Below are 14,590 nucleotides of genomic sequence, written 5' to 3' on the forward strand. Positions count from 1 at the left end.
TCAGTTCACCGCGGCCGAGGCCACGCGGGCGGCGAATTCCTCGCGGTCGTCCTCGATCGCCGCTGTGAGGGCGGCGATCAACGGCGCCCTCGTCCGCCGCTTGGTCGCACACTGCGCATCGCGGTCGAGCCGGGTCAGCGCGCTCGCCACCTCGGCGATCCTCTCGTCGAAACGGTCGGGCTCGACGACCTCGTCGAGGAAGCCGGCGCCCACCGCACTCTGGGGACCGAAGACCTCGGCCAGGAGGGTTGCCCGTTCGAACGCCGCCGGGGTCAGGCGCTGCCTCAGGATCGTGATCGCGGCGCGCGGCATCGTCAGCCCGATGGCCACCTCGTTGGCGGTCAGGCGCGCCGGTGCCGTGGTCGCGATCCGGTAGTCGCCGCTCAGCAGCAGGAAGGCGCCCATCGCGACGGCGTGGCCGGTACGGGCGATCACGACCGGACGCGGATACGACAGGATCCGGAGCGCGAGTTCGAAACCGCCGACCACCATCCCGGCACTCTCACCGGACGCCTCTCCGAGCAGGTTGAGATCGAACCCGGCGGACAACGCTCCCGGACGCCCGCGCACAACGACCACACCGTCGTCACGCTCGGCGCGGTCGAACGCCGTGGTCAGCTCGGCCTGCATCTGAGGCGACATGACGTTCACCTTGCCGTCGTCGATGTCGATACTGCTGACCCCGGCGTCGTGGGTGTACCTGACTCGTGCATCCATGCCGACCTCCGTCGATAGGCTGCCGCCGTCATCGTTTCGGAACGATGATTCGAAACGAAGATACGGAAGATGCGGGCACGGCGCCAGGAGATGGAGATGCTGCGGCGAACTTCGCGAAGCAGGGACCCCGTCCCGTCTGCGGCCTCTCTACCGCAGGAGCCTCAGCATGGCGACGGCTCCGGGGTGTGACCGGACATCACACCCCGGCGCCGTCTTCGTGAGCACCCGTGTCGCTCTCAGGTGAACATCACGCGGGGATCGTCACTACCGCAGGCGCAGGGGTCGGCGCGGACGGTCCCCGCTGTCTCGAGGAGGAACTCCCGTCCGCCGACGGCTCGCTCGGCCGATGCCGTCACCGACAGGCGTCCGTCCCGCTCGGTTACCGTCCATTCCGCGCGGTTCACGTGCGCGCCGGCGCGTTCGGGACACTCGATGGCCAGCGCGGGTCCGAGCGTCGAGATGACGGCCGCGGACACCCCCGCGTCGCGCAGCTTCGCGATCCCGTCCGGGCGGGCCATGACGACCGGCGTCTCGCCGAAGAAGTCGCCGATCATGCTCTGCCCGCTCAGCGCCTCCAGTGTCTCCCCGCTCAGGCCGAGAATGGCGTGGAGGTCCAGCTCACGCTGGAACACCCTGGTGCGCACGTGGTCCCAGCCCATCGTCTCCACGCTGCCGTACACCACGCCCAGGTTGCGGAGCGCCTCGATGACCGGCTGGAACCAGGCCCCTTCGTGTCCGGAGAAACTGACGACCGCGTGGTGGCCCTGTGCCAACCCGTGCGCCTGGAGCCGCTCCTGCGTCCAGGCGGCGTCCCTGCCGAGGTCGTCCCAGCCGACCTCGCAGTCGGCGATGCCGTCCGGGCCAGGCACCGGAAGGAGGTAGGCGACCGGCGGGTGGTCGAGCATGCAGGCGCGGGAGAGCGTGTCCTGTCGCACCATCACTGCTTCACCACCCTCGGGAACTTGGCCACACTGCGCACGGTTCGCATGAGTTCCTCCTCGGTATGCAGTTCCAGATCGGGCTCCACTCCGGTCCGCTTCGCGATGCCGGCGCGCAGCCGGTCGGCGAGGTCGGCGGTGTCGCCGCTCAAGGACGGGTCATAGCCGACGCGGACGCGGAGGCGGTCGACCTCGCGTGCCGGCCGGACGATCTGGAAGAACCCGCCGACGGTCTCCGGCTCGGCCTCGACGGCCTGCCACACGTCGCGCAGGACGACCGGCCTGCCGTCGACGACGGTCTCGTCGCCGCTTCGGCCGGACACCCACATACGCCCGTGCGTCCGGCCGCAGCCGCACTTCTCACTCGTCATGCGCACCAGGTCCTCGCTGCGGAAGCGGATGAGCGGCGCCGCGCGGTTGTCGAGGTCGGTGGCGACGAGCTCGCCGATCTCACCCTCTTCGACCGGCTCGTCGCCGGACGGGTCCAGGCACTCGGCGAAGACGGTGTCCTCCCACAGGTGGAAACCGTTGTGCTCACGGCATTCCCAGGCCGTTCCGGTGTCCGCCGCGCTCGAGTACTCGTAGAGCTCGACGCCCCACTCGTTCTGGACCTTCTCCCGCATCCGCGGGCTGATCGGTTGTCCGGCGCACGCGGCGCCCTTCAACGACGCGAAGATCTCCTTGAGGTCGTACTCGTTCTCCAGGTGCTCGAGTTCGACCAGCTGCGGGTACATGAACTGCATGTAGGCGGGCCGGTAGCGGCGGACCGCCTCCAGCGTCTCGCGCATCCGCCCGAACCACGTGTTCGTGGAGATCACGACGGCGCCGAGGGCGTGGTAGCCGTAGTCCATGAGGTTGCGGAAGGTCCCCGGAGGGCTGAGCACCCTGTCCCCCGGCCGCAGTCCCAGCTCCCACAGGTCCCGGAGCTGCGCGGTGACCAGCGGTGGAGCCCCGTCCCAGATCTCCGCGAAGAACTCCGGATCGCCCGTGGTGCCGGAACTGGAGGTGATCGAGGTCAGCTCGGACGGCCGAACGCGCAGCAGGCCTCCGAAGGGGTCGCCGGTGCGCGCCCGGTAGTCGCGGAGGGCGTCCTTGCCGAAGGACGGGATCCGTTCCCGGAAGTCGTCCAGCGACGAGATGTCGCGGGGGTGGACACCGTGGGAGTCCCAGAGCTCCCGGTAGAACGGCGAGTTCTCGTAGGCGGACGGCACCAGGTCCAGGATCCGCCGTTCCTGGAGTTCGCGGAGCGCCGTCCGAGACATGGTCTCGACCGCTGGTTCAAGGTATCTGTCATCCGGCATGGGCCCTCCTCGTAACGGGGCTCGGGAAGGTGGCTCCGAGCGGCGCGGGCGGCCGTGTCGACGGTGGCCGTACGGCCGCGGCCCGGCGCGGGTGCGATGGCGCGGCCTCGGGTTGTGACGCAGGCCACCCACATCATCAGACAAAGCATTGAATTAGTCAACTGATTCAGCGGTTATTGGCCTCGAGGTCGTGAACTAGCCCGCCGCGCGGCTCGGCCGCCAGGTGGCGGCGAGCAGGAGCGCCGCACCGCCGACGCCGCCGGCCAGCGCGATCGCCGCGCCGAGCGGTCCGCGCAGGTCGTCCTCGACGCCGATCAGCCGGTCCAGCGAGGCCGAGCCCGCCCCGAGCAGGGCGAGCGCCGCGCAGGTCACCGCCAGGACTAGGACGTACTCGTAGCCGTCGCGGAAGACGAAGAAGCCGTTCTTGCGGTGGGCCGTCACGCCCGCCACCACCATGGTGCCCACCACGAACGCGCAGGCGAGCGGCGTGAGGAGACCGAGGACCAGGGCGGCCCCGGCGGCGATCTCACCGGCTCCGCTCAGCAGCGCGTGGACCTTCGCCGGCCGCATGCCGAGCGAGGCGAACCAGCCGGCCGTGCCCGACACTCCCCCGCCGCCCCACAGGTGATTCCAGCCGTGGACCACCATCGTCGCACCCACGACCACCCGAACGAGCAGGGCAGCCACATCGACCGCGTCCATACACCGTCACCTCGCCGTTCCGCTCCGCCAGCCACCAGGTGAAAGCTAGCAAGTTGTATTTATATAGCTATATTAGAAGTAGACCTACCCTGCCAAGAGAGGACGGCCGATGAGCGGCGCACTCCCCTACCGAATGATCGACTTCGACACCCACTCGTACGAGACCACCGACTGCTTCACCCGGTTCATGCCGAAGGACAAGATCGACACGGCGGTGCAACCGGTGACGCTCGCCTCCGGACAGCAGGCCCTGCTGGCGAACCATCGCATCGTCAACGCCCTGGAGAACCACCTGGACAAGGCCTACGTCCCGGGCTCGCTCGCCGAGATGCTCCGGCAGCGCTCCCAGGGCGACTCGGCCGACGCCGAGCGGTTCTTCGAGGACATCAGGGACGAGTACCTCGACAGGGACGCGCGGCTGGCGAAGATGGACGAGCAGCACATCGAGCGCGCCCTCATGTACCCCGGAGGCTGGGCGCTGATGGCCGAGGCCTACCTGGACGGCATCGAGCCGCTCTACGACAACCTGCGCTCCTTCAACCGCTGGATGGACGAGGACTGGGGCTTCCACTACAAGGACCGGATCTACGCCCCCGCCATGCTCTCCCTCCGCGATCTGGACCATGCGGTCGCCGAGCTCGACACCGTCCTGGATGCGGGCGCCCGGTTCATCCTGCTCCCCGCCGGGCCGGCCTACGGGCGTTCGCCGGGCGACCCCTACTTCGATCCGTTCTGGTCCCGCATCAACGAGGCCAAGGCGAACGTCGCCTTCCACATCTCCGAGTTCCACTACCAGGCCAACGTCGCCTCGCACTGGGGATGGGGCCTGGTCCCGCCCTTCCAGTTCTCCGCATGGCAGTGGCAGAACACCTACGGCGAGCGCCCCATCACCGACACGCTCTCCGCCCTGATCTTCGACAACCTCTTCGGCCGGTACCCGAACATCAACGTCATCGTCAGCGAGTTCGGCGCCGAGTGGGTGCCGCACTTCCTCAAGCACATGGACAAGAGCCGCGGGATGGGCCGCAACGGCGTGTGGCTCGGAGGGCAGCTGGCCGAGCGGCCGAGCCACGTCTTCCACAAGCACGTCAAGGTGGTGCCCTACCCTGAGGACGACATCACGGGCCTGGCCGACCGGCTCGGGACGGTCGACTCGCTGGTCATGGGGTCCGACTGGCCGCACGCCGAGGGACTGGCCGACCCGAGGGACTACTTCGACATGGTCGCCGGCCTCGGCGAGGAGAACCGCAGGAAGTTCCTGCGGGACAACGCGCTGAAGGCGCTGACCTCCTGACGTCGGCTCGCGCTCGGGGCCGGCCGCCTCCGCCGGCGGGCCGAAGCCCCGAGGCGCGAATCCGGGGCTCCGGTCACATCAGGGGCAGGAGCCCCAGGGCGGTTGCGGCCGTCGAGCCGGCGTCCACGGGGAGCGCGGCCGCGGTGATCCAGGCGCTCTCCGGGCCCCCGAGGAAGAGCGCGGCCCAGGCGACGTCCCAGGCGCTGCCTTCGGTGGCCAGCAGGCTGGCCCGGCGCCGCAGGTCCCGGCCCTCCGCACCGCCGTGGTTCCCGATCGGCGTGTGCAGGTGGCCGGGGACGATGCAGTTCACGCGTATTCCGTGCCGCCCCCAAGCGTAGGCGAGGTCACGGGTCAGAGCGATCACTCCCGCTTTCGACGCACCATAGGCACCGCTCCCGAACGCGCGGATCGCCGCCACGGACGAGACGTTGACGATGGCGGCGCCCCCTGCCGCGCGCAGATGCGGGAGCGCGGCGCGGCTCGTCACCGCGCAGCCGCGCAGGTTGACCGCCATCACGCGGTCCCAGTCGCGAAGATCTGGGGCGTCGATCGCGCCGCCGGTCACGCCGGTGTTGTTCACCAGGACGTCCAGCCGGCCCGCCTCCGCCACCAGGTGGGCCACGGCCCGCTCGACGGCCGCCTCGTCGGTCACGTCGGCGGTGAGCGGCACGGCCCGCCCGCCCCGTTCACGGACGAGCTCGCACGTCCGGCCCGCGCGCGATTCGTCACGGTCGAGGACTCCCACGACCGCGCCCTGCTCGGCGAACAGCAGGGCCGTCGCCGCCCCCGTTCCCAGGAAATCGGCGTCCGAACCCCCGCCGCCCCCGCTCACGAGGGCAACGCGGCCTCGCATCCGCGTGCCCCGCCTCGGCAGTCCCACCGTTCCCACCTGCGACTTCTCCGCATCCGACCGTTCCATCCGCCGTCCCTTCCCACTGGGTAACTTCTTCGATATAGCTGAAACATATAACCAATCTGTTTACTTGACCTTGTTGCTCTGTTAGCTTCCTCACGCGCGTCCGCCCAGGACGTGCCGTGGAGCCGCGCCCGGCTGCCCACCCCAACCCTTCTCAGCGGTCTCACGCGCGAGGGAGTCACCTGCCATGACCCGATCACTTCGCCTTGCCGGTATCGCCTGCCTCGGCGCCTCGGCGCTCGCCCTGACCGCCTGCGGCGGCAACGGCGACGACGGCGCCAAGAAGACGACGGTGAACCCCGCCCTCACAAAGTCCGAGATCAAGCTCGGCCTCATCGTGTCCCGGACCGGAACGAGCTCCTCCTCCGACAAGAGCGGAGCCGACGTCGCGCTCGCCTGGCAGCGCTGGGTCAACGCCGGCCAGGGGATCGCCGGCCATCCGGTCCGAATCGTCGTCAAGGACGACAAGAGCGACGGTGCCACCGCCACGGCGGCGGCGCAGGAACTCCTGGCCGACCCGAACGTCCTGTCCATCACCACCGAGGCGAGCAACACCGAGCAGCCCGTGGCCTCCGCGCTCGGCGGCAAGGATGTCCCCGTCGTCGGTGCGACCGGTTACCAGACCAAGATCTGGACGGCGCAGCCCAACTACTTCCCCACCGCTCCGCAGGCCTTCCCCGCGACGGTGGCGGTCCAGATCGCCTCGGCCAAGGCGGTCGGCGCGCACAAGTTCGCGGCGGTCTACTGCGCCGAGATCGCGGCGTGCAAGGAGGCCGTGGGCCTGTACGGGCCGATCGCCCAGCAGCAGGGAGTCCAGTACGTCGGCTCGGTGGCGGCCTCCACGACGGCCCCGAGCTACACCGCGGAGTGCCTGCGGCTGAAGAACATGGGCGCCGACCTCGTGCAGATCTCGATCGCCCCGGCGGCCGGCCGCAAGCTCATCTCCGACTGCACCGGCCAGGGCTACAAGGGATACTTCGGCGTCACCGCCGGCGCGGTCAACGCCGACATCACCAAGACCCCGAACGCCAAGCTCGTCGGCGGTCTGCAAGGCTTCCCCTGGTGGGCGGACACCCCGCAGGTCAAGCAGTTCCGCGACGCCATGAAGAAGTACGCCCCGGACGCCGACTACGCCAACCCCGCCTCGACCGCGGTCTGGTCGACCCTGGAGCTGATCCGCAAGGCGGCGGCGAACCTTCCGGACAAGCCCACGCGCAAGGACATGACCGCCGGCCTCCACACGATCAAGGACGAGGACCTCGGCGGCCTGCTCGCGCAGAAGCTCACCTACACCGCCGGCAAACCCGGCCCCGCCATCAACTGCCTGTGGGTGTACAAGATGCAGAACGGCAAGTTCGCGAGCGCGCCTCTCTCGGGCCCGTCCGGGAACAGTGCCGCCAGCGGTCCGCTCAAGTCCGACTGCATGGCCGCGCCGGCCGCGGGCTGAGGACCGTCCATGCAGGACCTTATCCCCTTCCTGATCAGCGGCCTCGCAATCGGAGCCGTGTACGGCCTGATCGGCAGCGGCCTGGTGGTCACCTACAAGACCTCCGGCATCTTCAACTTCGGGCACGGAGCGCTCGCGACCGTCGCCGCCTACTGCTTCTACTGGCTGCACGTCGACCTCGGCCTGGGCTGGCAGGTGTCCGCGGCGGTCACCGTCCTAGTCGCGGGTCCGCTCATGGGCCTGCTCATGGAGCTGATCGCACGGCGGCTGGCGCCCCAGCGCGTTCCCATGAAGATCGTCGGAACCGCCGGCCTGATCCTGCTCGTCCAGGGCCTCGGGACCATCAAGTACGGCCCCGACGCCATCAGCGTGGACGGCTTCCTCCCGAAATCCGAGGATTCCTTCGCCGTCGGGTCCGTGAACGTGCAGTACAAGTTCCTGTTCACGGCAGTGATCGCCCTCGTGGCCGTGGCGGCGCTGTGGGCCCTGTTCCGCTACACCCGGATCGGCCTGGCCATGCGTGCCGTCGTGGACGATCCCGATCTGCTGGCCGTCAAGGGCGTCGGCCCCGTACGGGTCCGGCGGGCGGCGTGGCTGATCGGCTCGACCTTCGCCGCCCTTTCCGGGGTCCTGCTCCTCCCGCTCGTCGGGCTGGAGCCGATCGCCCTCACCTTCCTCGTCGTGACGGCGTTCGGTGCCGCCGCGATCGGCGCGTTCACCAGCGTCCCGCTGACCTTCCTGGGCGGGCTCGCCCTGGGCGTCGCCACCGACGTGTCCAAGAACTACGTGCTGGACGTGAGCTGGCTGGCCGGGCTCCCCGCGAGCCTGCCGTTCGTCATCCTCGTCGTGGCGCTCCTGGTCATGCCGCGGCGCAAGCTCATGGCCGCGTCACTGATCGAGCGCCGTCCGCCCCTGCAATGGCACGCCCCGTGGCGGGCACGGGCGGTGGCGGCCGTGGTCGTGGTGGGCGCGCTGGCCACCGTTCCGGCCTTCGCGGGAACGAAGCTCACTTTCTACATCGTGGCGCTCACCCAGGTCGTGATGTTCATGTCGCTCGGGCTGCTGGTGCGCACGTCCGGGCAGGTCTCGCTGTGCCACGCCGCCTTCGGGGCGATAGGCGCCGTCGCGTTCTCCCAGTTCGCGGTGGACCACGGCCTCCCCTGGCTCGTGGCCCTGCTGCTGGGCGCGCTGGTCGTGGTTCCCGTGGGCGCCCTCGTGGCCCTGCCCGCGCTCCGCCTGTCCGGAGTCTTCCTGGCCCTGGCGACCCTGGGGTTCGGGATCATGGTCGAGCGGCTCTTCTACCCGCTCGACTGGATGTTCACCCCGGTGAGCACCGGACGCGTGATGCCGCGCCCGTCGTTCGCCCAGAGCGACGACGCCTACTACTTCTTCGTACTCGCGATCGTCGTCGTGTGCGGTGCCGCCGTGGTCGCCGCGGAACGGGCCCGGATCGGCCGGATGCTGCGGGGAATGGCGGAAGCGCCGACCGCGGTGTCCACCGCGGGCCTGAGCATCAGCGTCACCAAGCTCATCGTCTTCTGCGTCTCGGCGTTCATGGCGGGCGTCTCCGGCATCCTCTACGGATCGGCCCTGCACTCCGCCGGCACCACGGACTCGCACTACTCGTCCTTCTATTCGATCATCCTCCTGGTGACGCTCGCCCTCGCGCCCTTCGCGAACCCCTGGTACGCCGTCTTCATCGGGATGGTGGCGATCATCCCGGGCTACCTGCCCGGCGAGGACACCACGTACTGGCTGAACGCGGCGTTCGGCTTCTTCGCCGTCCAGGTCGCCATGGCGGGCGGCACCCCGGCGGCCCCGGCCCGGCTCCGCGCCGCGATGGAACGCCTGGGTAGGCGCGGACGTCACGCTCCGGACACGGGCGGGCAGGCACCGGACGAGGACGACACCGCGCCGAACGCCTCCCTCGACCGCTCCGCCGTCCCCGAGGCCGGCGAGGGCTTCCGGATCCGCGGGCTGACCGTGCGGTTCGGCGGTGTCACGGCCGTCGACGGGATCGACCTGCACGCCCCGATCGGGCGCATCACCGGGCTGATCGGCCCCAACGGGGCCGGCAAGACCACGCTGTTCAACGCCGGGACAGGGCTGCTCAAACCGGACCGTGGAGACGTCTCCATGGCCGGCCGGGCCATCACCCGCGCCTCGGCCGCCGCCCGAGGACGCGCCGGCGTGGGACGCACGTTCCAGATCATGAACCTCTGCGACTCGCTGACGGTGGCCGACAACGTCGCGCTGGGCCACGAGAGCGGCCTCGCCGGCTCCCGGCCCTGGTCGCAGCTCGCGGCCACGCGCGCGCAACGGCGCGAGACCCGGACCGCCGCCGACGACGCGATGCGGCTGTGCGGCATCGCGCACCTGGCCCACCGGCAGGCGGGCGAACTGTCCACCGGCGAGCGGCGGCTGGTCGAGCTGGCGCGGTGCCTGGCGGGCCGCTTCGACGTCCTCCTGCTCGACGAGCCCTCGTCGGGCCTGGACCAGGTGGAGACCGCGCGGTTCGCGAACGTGCTGGAAAGGGTGGTGCTGGACCGCGGAATCGGCGTCCTCATCGTGGAGCACGACATGTCCCTGGTCATGCGTATCTGCAGCTACATCTACGTTCTCGACTTCGGGAAGCTGCTGCACGAGGGCGTCCCGGAGAGCGTGCGCTCCTCCACGGCGGTCCGCGCCGCCTACCTCGGTACCGAAGAGCTCCACACCACCGGGGACGTTCAGGAGGCCGAAGCATGACCGAGTTGCAGCAGTCCGCCGCGAGCGTCGCCGGCGCCGCGTCGCCGGTCCTCGCATTGCATGACGTCCGGGCCGGTTATGACGAGACCACCGTCCTGCACGGGGTCTGCCTCACCGTGCCCAAGGGCGCTGTCGTGGCCCTCCTCGGCGCCAATGGCGCCGGGAAGTCGACCTTGTTGCGGACGGTCGGCGGGCTCAACCGCCTTAAGTCCGGGCGGATCGAGATGCTGGGCGAGGATGTCGGCGCACTGGCCGCCCACCAGCGCGTCCGGCGGGGCCTGTGCTACATCCCGGAAGGCCATGCCGTGTTCCGGGGCCTGACCGTCCGGGAGAACCTCCGGCTCCAGGCGCGTACGAGGGACGCCACCGCGATCGACCGCGCCGTCGAAGCGTTCCCGTCGCTGTCGGGCCGGCTCGACCAGACGGCCGGAACGCTCAGCGGCGGCCAGCAGCAGATGCTGGCCATGGCTCAGGCGCTTCTCGGCGAGCCCGCGCTCGTCATGGTGGACGAGGCCTCTCTCGGACTGGCACCCGTGATCGTCGACGAGGTGTTCGCCTTCCTGGAGTCGCTCGCCGAACGAGGGGTCGCGCTCCTCGTGGTCGACCAGTTCGCGCAGCGGGTCCTGCAGATCGCCACGCACGCCTACGTGCTCCGGCGAGGCGAGATCGCCTACGACGGCGAGCCGGCCGAACTCTTGAAGGGCGACATCTTCGAAAGCTACATCGGATCCGGCTGATCCCGCCGGCGAGCGTGCACGGCGGCGGGCGCACGATAGGGCCCGCCACCGTGCATGCCGGAAAGGCAACGGCCCGGTGCCGGCGGAAGTCCGCCGCACCGGGCCGTGTCCATTCCCTACGCGTGTTGTTCGCGGAGGAACCTCCGCAGGACCTTGCCGTTGGCGTTGCGCGGCAACTCCTCGACGAAGTGCCAATAGGCCGGGATCTTGAACCCGGACAGCTCGGCGCGGGCGAAGGTCCGCAGGTCCGCAGGATCCGGAGGCCCCGCGGCCTCCGCGGGGACCACGAATGCGGCCACCGTCTGTCCGAGCCGGTCGTCGGGCACGCCCACCACCGCCACGTCGGCGACGGCGGGGTGCGCGGCGAGCACCGTCTCGACCTCCACGGGGTGGACGTTCTCGCCACCCCGGATGATCATGTCGCTGCGCCGGCCGGACAGGTAGACGTAACCGTCGGCCGCGACCCTTCCCAGGTCGCCGCTGTGCAACCAGCCCTCCGCGTCCAGCACGAAGAAGTGATCGCCTCGTGCGAGCACTTCTCCCACGCCGTCGGCGTCCGGCCGTTCGATCCGCAACTCGACCCCGGGGGCCGCGCGGCCGACGGACAGGAGCAGATCCTCCCGGCCGGCCACCGCGGCCCGGTGATCCTCCGGGGTCAGCACCGAGAGCGGGGAGCCTTCGGTCTGGCCGAACATGTTGAGCATGCGGACGCCGGGGACGGCGTCGTAGGTCTGGCGGAGCGTCGAGGGACGGATCGGGGCCCCGCCGTACTGGAGCACCCGCCACTTCGCAGACTGGAGTTCGCCCTCCGCCAGGAGCATCTCCAGCATGGCCGGGACCATGCTCGTGTGAGTGGCGCCTCTCTCACACAGCAGCCGCCAGCCTTCCACCGTGAAACGTGGGATCCCCGTCATCTGGGCACCGACGCCGAGCGCGACCGCCACGTTGCCCAGCCCGGAGATGTGGTGGAAGGGTGCGCTGCCGCCGTAGAGGCTCTCCGGATCCAACTGGCAGAGGCCGCCGTTCACGCGGGCGCGGGCGGCCAGGCGCCATTGGGGCATCGGGACCGGCTTCGGCACGCCGGTGGTGCCCGAGGTGTGCAACACGATCGCCACGTCGTCCGGTTTCGCATGGAGTTCGAGCTGCCGGGTTCCAAGCGGCGGCACCAGCACCAGGCGGCGGCCGGTCCGCTCCGCCACGTCGTGCCCCAGAGACGCGTACGCCTCCTGTGCCACCACCACCGGCGAGGCCATCGGACGGACCACGGCGGCGATCTCGGCGGCCGTCATGCGGACGCCGAGCGGCGCGATCGGATGCCCGCTTCCGGCGCCGCCGACCACTAGGGCGAGCGCCTCGGGTGACGAGGCGACAAGAGCGGGCACCGGCGCCCCAACCGGGAGATCGAGCGAGTCGAGCCACCACGCGGCGCCGCCGGCGCGGTCCATGAGCTCGCGCCCGCTCCACGCCGTCTCGTCGTAGAGCACGGCAGACCGGTCGTGATCGTAGGCGCCTGCCACCATCGCCGACCAGGTCGCATCCCGCGCCGAGGAGGACGGATCAGTCGACACGTCGATGCAGTCCTTCCTGGAGGACCGTCGCGACGAGCCGGCCGGAGCGGTCCCTGATCCGGGCGTTGCTCAGTGCTCGGCCGCCGCTGCTGTTGAGGGGGTCGGACTCCATCAGCACCCAGTCGTCCAGCCGGACGGGCCGGTGAAACCAGACCGTGTGGTCGAGGCTCGTCCCGACGAAGTCGTGCGGCAGCGTGGAGCCGGGCGGCCGGGCGTCCATGACGACGCCGAGGTCGGAGATGTAGGTCAGCGCCGCGGCCTGCCACAGGGGGTCCGCCGGCAGGGGCCGGTGATGCCGGAGCCACATGGGGTGCAGGGGCACGAACCCGTCGGCGCGCGGGCGGGCGACGTGGCGTATCTCGAAGGGGAAGCCGACATCCCGCAGCCTCTGAGTCGGCTGCACCGTCACCGCGGTGGCCGGGTCGTCGACGCCCCCTTCCTCGCCTTCGTACCAGTCGTCGCCTGCTTCGGCCGCATGAAGCGACGCCATCATGGTGAACAGAGTCCGGCCTTCCTGGTTCACCTCGACTTCGCGGACCGCGAAGGCTCGCCCGTCCCGGATGCGGTGAACGCGGATGTCCAGGAAAGGAAAGTCACTCGCCTTCCTCAGGAAATAGGCGTGCAGTGAATGTGGGAGCTGCCCTGGCCGACCGGTACGCCCCGCGGCGAGCACCGCGAGTGCCGCGACAAGGCCGCCGAAGAGGGTCCGGTGCCCGGTCATGGTGGCCGGAGCGCTGAAGCGATCGGCTCCGGTGGGCGTCAGGTCCAGGAGCGACCTGAGGTCGTGCCAGGCCGCCGCCGACAGAGTCCCGCCGACGGTACCGGAGGTCCCGTTGCTCGTCGTCATTCTCGTGTGCACTCCAGTCGCTCAGCCCGGCAGGAACGGGTCGGCGACGGCGTCCAGGGGATCGAAATCGGGAGGCAGGCCCTCGAACTTCGGCGGACGCTTCTGCGTGAAGCTCTCGACTCCCTCCCGGAAGTCCGGCGATCCGGCGAAGTACTCCATCACCGAATAGCTTCGCGACAGGGCATCGTCGAAGTTCCGGTCGAGATCGCCGTAGACCTGCTGCCGCATGACCGCCATGGCCCGCGGCGAGCAGTTGCGCGCGATGTCACCCGCGTACGCGCGGGCCGCGTCCAGGAGGTCAGCCGGTTCGACGACACGGCTGACCAATCCGAGGGACTTCGCCTCGTCGGCGTCGAAGGTCCGTCCGGACAGGAGCAGGTCGAGGGCATTCTCCAGGCCGATGACCCGGGGCAGGACGTAGGGCATGTTGTATTCGCCCGCCAGCCCGCGCCGCGTGAAGGCGGTGGTGAAGCGGGCGCCGCGGGCGGCGAACCGCACGTCGCACATCAGCGCCTGGATGAGACCGATCCCCGCGCAGCCGCCATTGATCGCGGCGATCATCGGCTTGGGCAGCAGCCGCCGGCCGTACATCGGGGTGCGGTCCTTGAGGTTCAGGGTCTGCCCGGGCTGGGAGTTGCGCTCCAGCCGCTGCATGTCCATCCCAGGGCAGAAGGCCGTTCCCGCGCCCGTGACGATCAGCGCACGGACGTCCGGGTCGGCCGCGGCCCGGTCCAGGATCGCGAAGAACCGCTCCTCCATGGGAATGTTCCAAGCGTTCTTCCGCTCGGGGCGGTTGAACGTGAGCGTGGCCACGCCGTCCGCGTCCACCTCGTAGAGGACGAGATCGTCCTGTTCCGACATCTACTCTCCTCCGTTTCCGCCCGGCACCGGCTCGCCCACGCGAGGCCGCTCACCGGAGACGCTCACGACGACCTGGCCCCGGGCGCACACCGAACCGTCGGTCCTGCGGACCTCGACCTCGGCGAAGTGGACCCGGCCTCCCCGCCGCACGCAGGTCGCGTGCGCGACGACCTCCGGACCGGCCGCGGGAGCGAGGAACTGCACCGTCAGCGAGATGGTGCTCAGCCGGCTGCCCTTGCCGAAGTCGTGGCCGGCGATGACGGCGCCGCCCCCGGCCGTGTCGATGAGGGCCGAGACGACGCCGCCGTGGAAGACCCCGTCATGGGCGGAGAGGCGCTCGGCGTACGGGAGGCTCATCTCGATTCCCTCGGGTTCCCACCGCAGCACGCGCATCCCGCAGTCGCTGTTGAACGCGACTCCACGCTGCCAGTGCTCGCGGAACCACTCCCGTCGTTCCTGCTGTTCCGCCTCGCTCAGGGGGCCGGGACGAGTGACGGTCATTCGCCGTCCTTTC

13 protein-coding genes are annotated in these 14,590 nt (G+C 70.1%); 4 read left to right on the forward strand and 9 right to left on the reverse strand.

All coding sequences use genetic code 11. The annotated features are described in order from the left end of the window. From F8568_RS11120 to F8568_RS11135, 4 genes are all read right to left on the reverse strand, one after another. Nucleotides 1-717, reverse strand: coding sequence for a crotonase/enoyl-CoA hydratase family protein (locus F8568_RS11120; RefSeq protein WP_151593451.1), 717 nt, complete (start codon nt 715-717; stop codon nt 1-3). 236 nt (nt 718-953) lie between these two features. After that, nucleotides 954-1,655 carry a hypothetical protein gene (locus F8568_RS11125; protein ID WP_151593452.1) on the reverse strand — a complete coding sequence of 234 codons (702 nt, stop codon included), beginning with the start codon at nt 1,653-1,655 and terminating at the stop codon, nt 954-956. Next, nucleotides 1,655-2,956, reverse strand: coding sequence for a phenylacetate--CoA ligase family protein (locus F8568_RS11130; RefSeq protein WP_151593453.1), 1,302 nt, complete (start codon nt 2,954-2,956; stop codon nt 1,655-1,657). Before F8568_RS11130 ends, F8568_RS11125 begins: the two co-directional genes overlap by 1 nt. A gap of 195 nt (nt 2,957-3,151) precedes the next feature. Further along, nucleotides 3,152-3,658 (reverse strand): DoxX family protein, encoded by a 507-nt coding sequence (locus F8568_RS11135; protein WP_151593454.1) that lies wholly within the window; start codon nt 3,656-3,658, stop codon nt 3,152-3,154. Nucleotides 3,659-3,767: 109 nt separating this feature from the next. On the opposite strand from F8568_RS11135, the gene F8568_RS11140 reads away from it, so the two are divergent. Beyond that, complete coding sequence (locus F8568_RS11140; RefSeq protein ID WP_151593455.1) at nt 3,768-4,952, forward strand: amidohydrolase family protein; 1,185 nt, start codon at nt 3,768-3,770, stop codon at nt 4,950-4,952. 73 nt (nt 4,953-5,025) lie between these two features. Here F8568_RS11140 and F8568_RS11145 read toward each other — a convergent pair whose 3' ends face one another. Further along, nucleotides 5,026-5,784 (reverse strand): SDR family NAD(P)-dependent oxidoreductase, encoded by a 759-nt coding sequence (locus F8568_RS11145; protein WP_202124789.1) that lies wholly within the window; start codon nt 5,782-5,784, stop codon nt 5,026-5,028. Between the two features lie 271 nt (nt 5,785-6,055). On the opposite strand from F8568_RS11145, the gene F8568_RS11150 reads away from it, so the two are divergent. Genes F8568_RS11150 through F8568_RS11160 form a run of 3 tightly spaced genes read left to right on the forward strand, consistent with a single transcriptional unit; the run spans nt 6,056 to nt 10,800 of the window. Further along, nucleotides 6,056-7,315 carry an ABC transporter substrate-binding protein gene (locus F8568_RS11150; protein WP_151593457.1) on the forward strand — a complete coding sequence of 420 codons (1,260 nt, stop codon included), beginning with the start codon at nt 6,056-6,058 and terminating at the stop codon, nt 7,313-7,315. A gap of 9 nt (nt 7,316-7,324) precedes the next feature. Beyond that, a complete protein-coding gene (locus tag F8568_RS11155; RefSeq protein WP_151593458.1) occupies nt 7,325-10,063 on the forward strand; it encodes a branched-chain amino acid ABC transporter permease/ATP-binding protein in 2,739 nt (912 codons plus the stop codon). Then, nucleotides 10,060-10,800, forward strand: a complete 741-nt coding sequence (locus tag F8568_RS11160) for an ABC transporter ATP-binding protein (protein WP_151593459.1) — start codon at nt 10,060-10,062, stop codon at nt 10,798-10,800. The genes F8568_RS11155 and F8568_RS11160 overlap by 4 nt, the downstream gene beginning before the upstream one ends. Before the next feature lie 116 nt (nt 10,801-10,916). On the opposite strand, the gene F8568_RS11165 is transcribed toward F8568_RS11160, so the two are convergent. Genes F8568_RS11165 through F8568_RS11180 form a run of 4 tightly spaced genes read right to left on the reverse strand, consistent with a single transcriptional unit; the run spans nt 10,917 to nt 14,577 of the window. After that, nucleotides 10,917-12,368: a class I adenylate-forming enzyme family protein gene (locus F8568_RS11165; RefSeq protein ID WP_202124790.1), complete on the reverse strand. Its 1,452-nt coding sequence runs from the start codon at nt 12,366-12,368 to the stop codon at nt 10,917-10,919. Continuing rightward, nucleotides 12,358-13,215, reverse strand: a complete 858-nt coding sequence (locus F8568_RS11170; protein WP_151593460.1) for an acyl-CoA thioesterase — start codon at nt 13,213-13,215, stop codon at nt 12,358-12,360. The genes F8568_RS11165 and F8568_RS11170 overlap by 11 nt, the downstream gene beginning before the upstream one ends. A gap of 21 nt (nt 13,216-13,236) precedes the next feature. Then, nucleotides 13,237-14,076: an enoyl-CoA hydratase-related protein gene (locus tag F8568_RS11175; RefSeq protein WP_151593461.1), complete on the reverse strand. Its 840-nt coding sequence runs from the start codon at nt 14,074-14,076 to the stop codon at nt 13,237-13,239. Then, nucleotides 14,077-14,577, reverse strand: coding sequence for a PaaI family thioesterase (locus tag F8568_RS11180; RefSeq protein ID WP_151593462.1), 501 nt, complete (start codon nt 14,575-14,577; stop codon nt 14,077-14,079). Between the last annotated feature and the right edge of the window lie 13 nt (nt 14,578-14,590).

Source organism: Actinomadura physcomitrii, from assembly GCF_008923205.2.
In the GTDB taxonomy this organism is placed as follows: domain Bacteria; phylum Actinomycetota; class Actinomycetes; order Streptosporangiales; family Streptosporangiaceae; genus Spirillospora; species Spirillospora physcomitrii.

Coding starts and splice junctions, on each gene's coding strand:
- F8568_RS11120 (WP_151593451.1), bottom strand. CDS start 717: ATGGATGCACGAGTCAGGTACACCCACGACGCCGGGGTCAGCAGTATC.
- F8568_RS11125 (WP_151593452.1), bottom strand. CDS start 1,655: ATGGTGCGACAGGACACGCTCTCCCGCGCCTGCATGCTCGACCACCCG.
- F8568_RS11130 (WP_151593453.1), bottom strand. CDS start 2,956: ATGCCGGATGACAGATACCTTGAACCAGCGGTCGAGACCATGTCTCGG.
- F8568_RS11135 (WP_151593454.1), bottom strand. CDS start 3,658: ATGGACGCGGTCGATGTGGCTGCCCTGCTCGTTCGGGTGGTCGTGGGT.
- F8568_RS11140 (WP_151593455.1), top strand. CDS start 3,768: ATGAGCGGCGCACTCCCCTACCGAATGATCGACTTCGACACCCACTCG.
- F8568_RS11150 (WP_151593457.1), top strand. CDS start 6,056: ATGACCCGATCACTTCGCCTTGCCGGTATCGCCTGCCTCGGCGCCTCG.
- F8568_RS11155 (WP_151593458.1), top strand. CDS start 7,325: ATGCAGGACCTTATCCCCTTCCTGATCAGCGGCCTCGCAATCGGAGCC.
- F8568_RS11160 (WP_151593459.1), top strand. CDS start 10,060: ATGACCGAGTTGCAGCAGTCCGCCGCGAGCGTCGCCGGCGCCGCGTCG.
- F8568_RS11170 (WP_151593460.1), bottom strand. CDS start 13,215: ATGACGACGAGCAACGGGACCTCCGGTACCGTCGGCGGGACTCTGTCG.
- F8568_RS11175 (WP_151593461.1), bottom strand. CDS start 14,076: ATGTCGGAACAGGACGATCTCGTCCTCTACGAGGTGGACGCGGACGGC.
- F8568_RS11180 (WP_151593462.1), bottom strand. CDS start 14,577: ATGACCGTCACTCGTCCCGGCCCCCTGAGCGAGGCGGAACAGCAGGAA.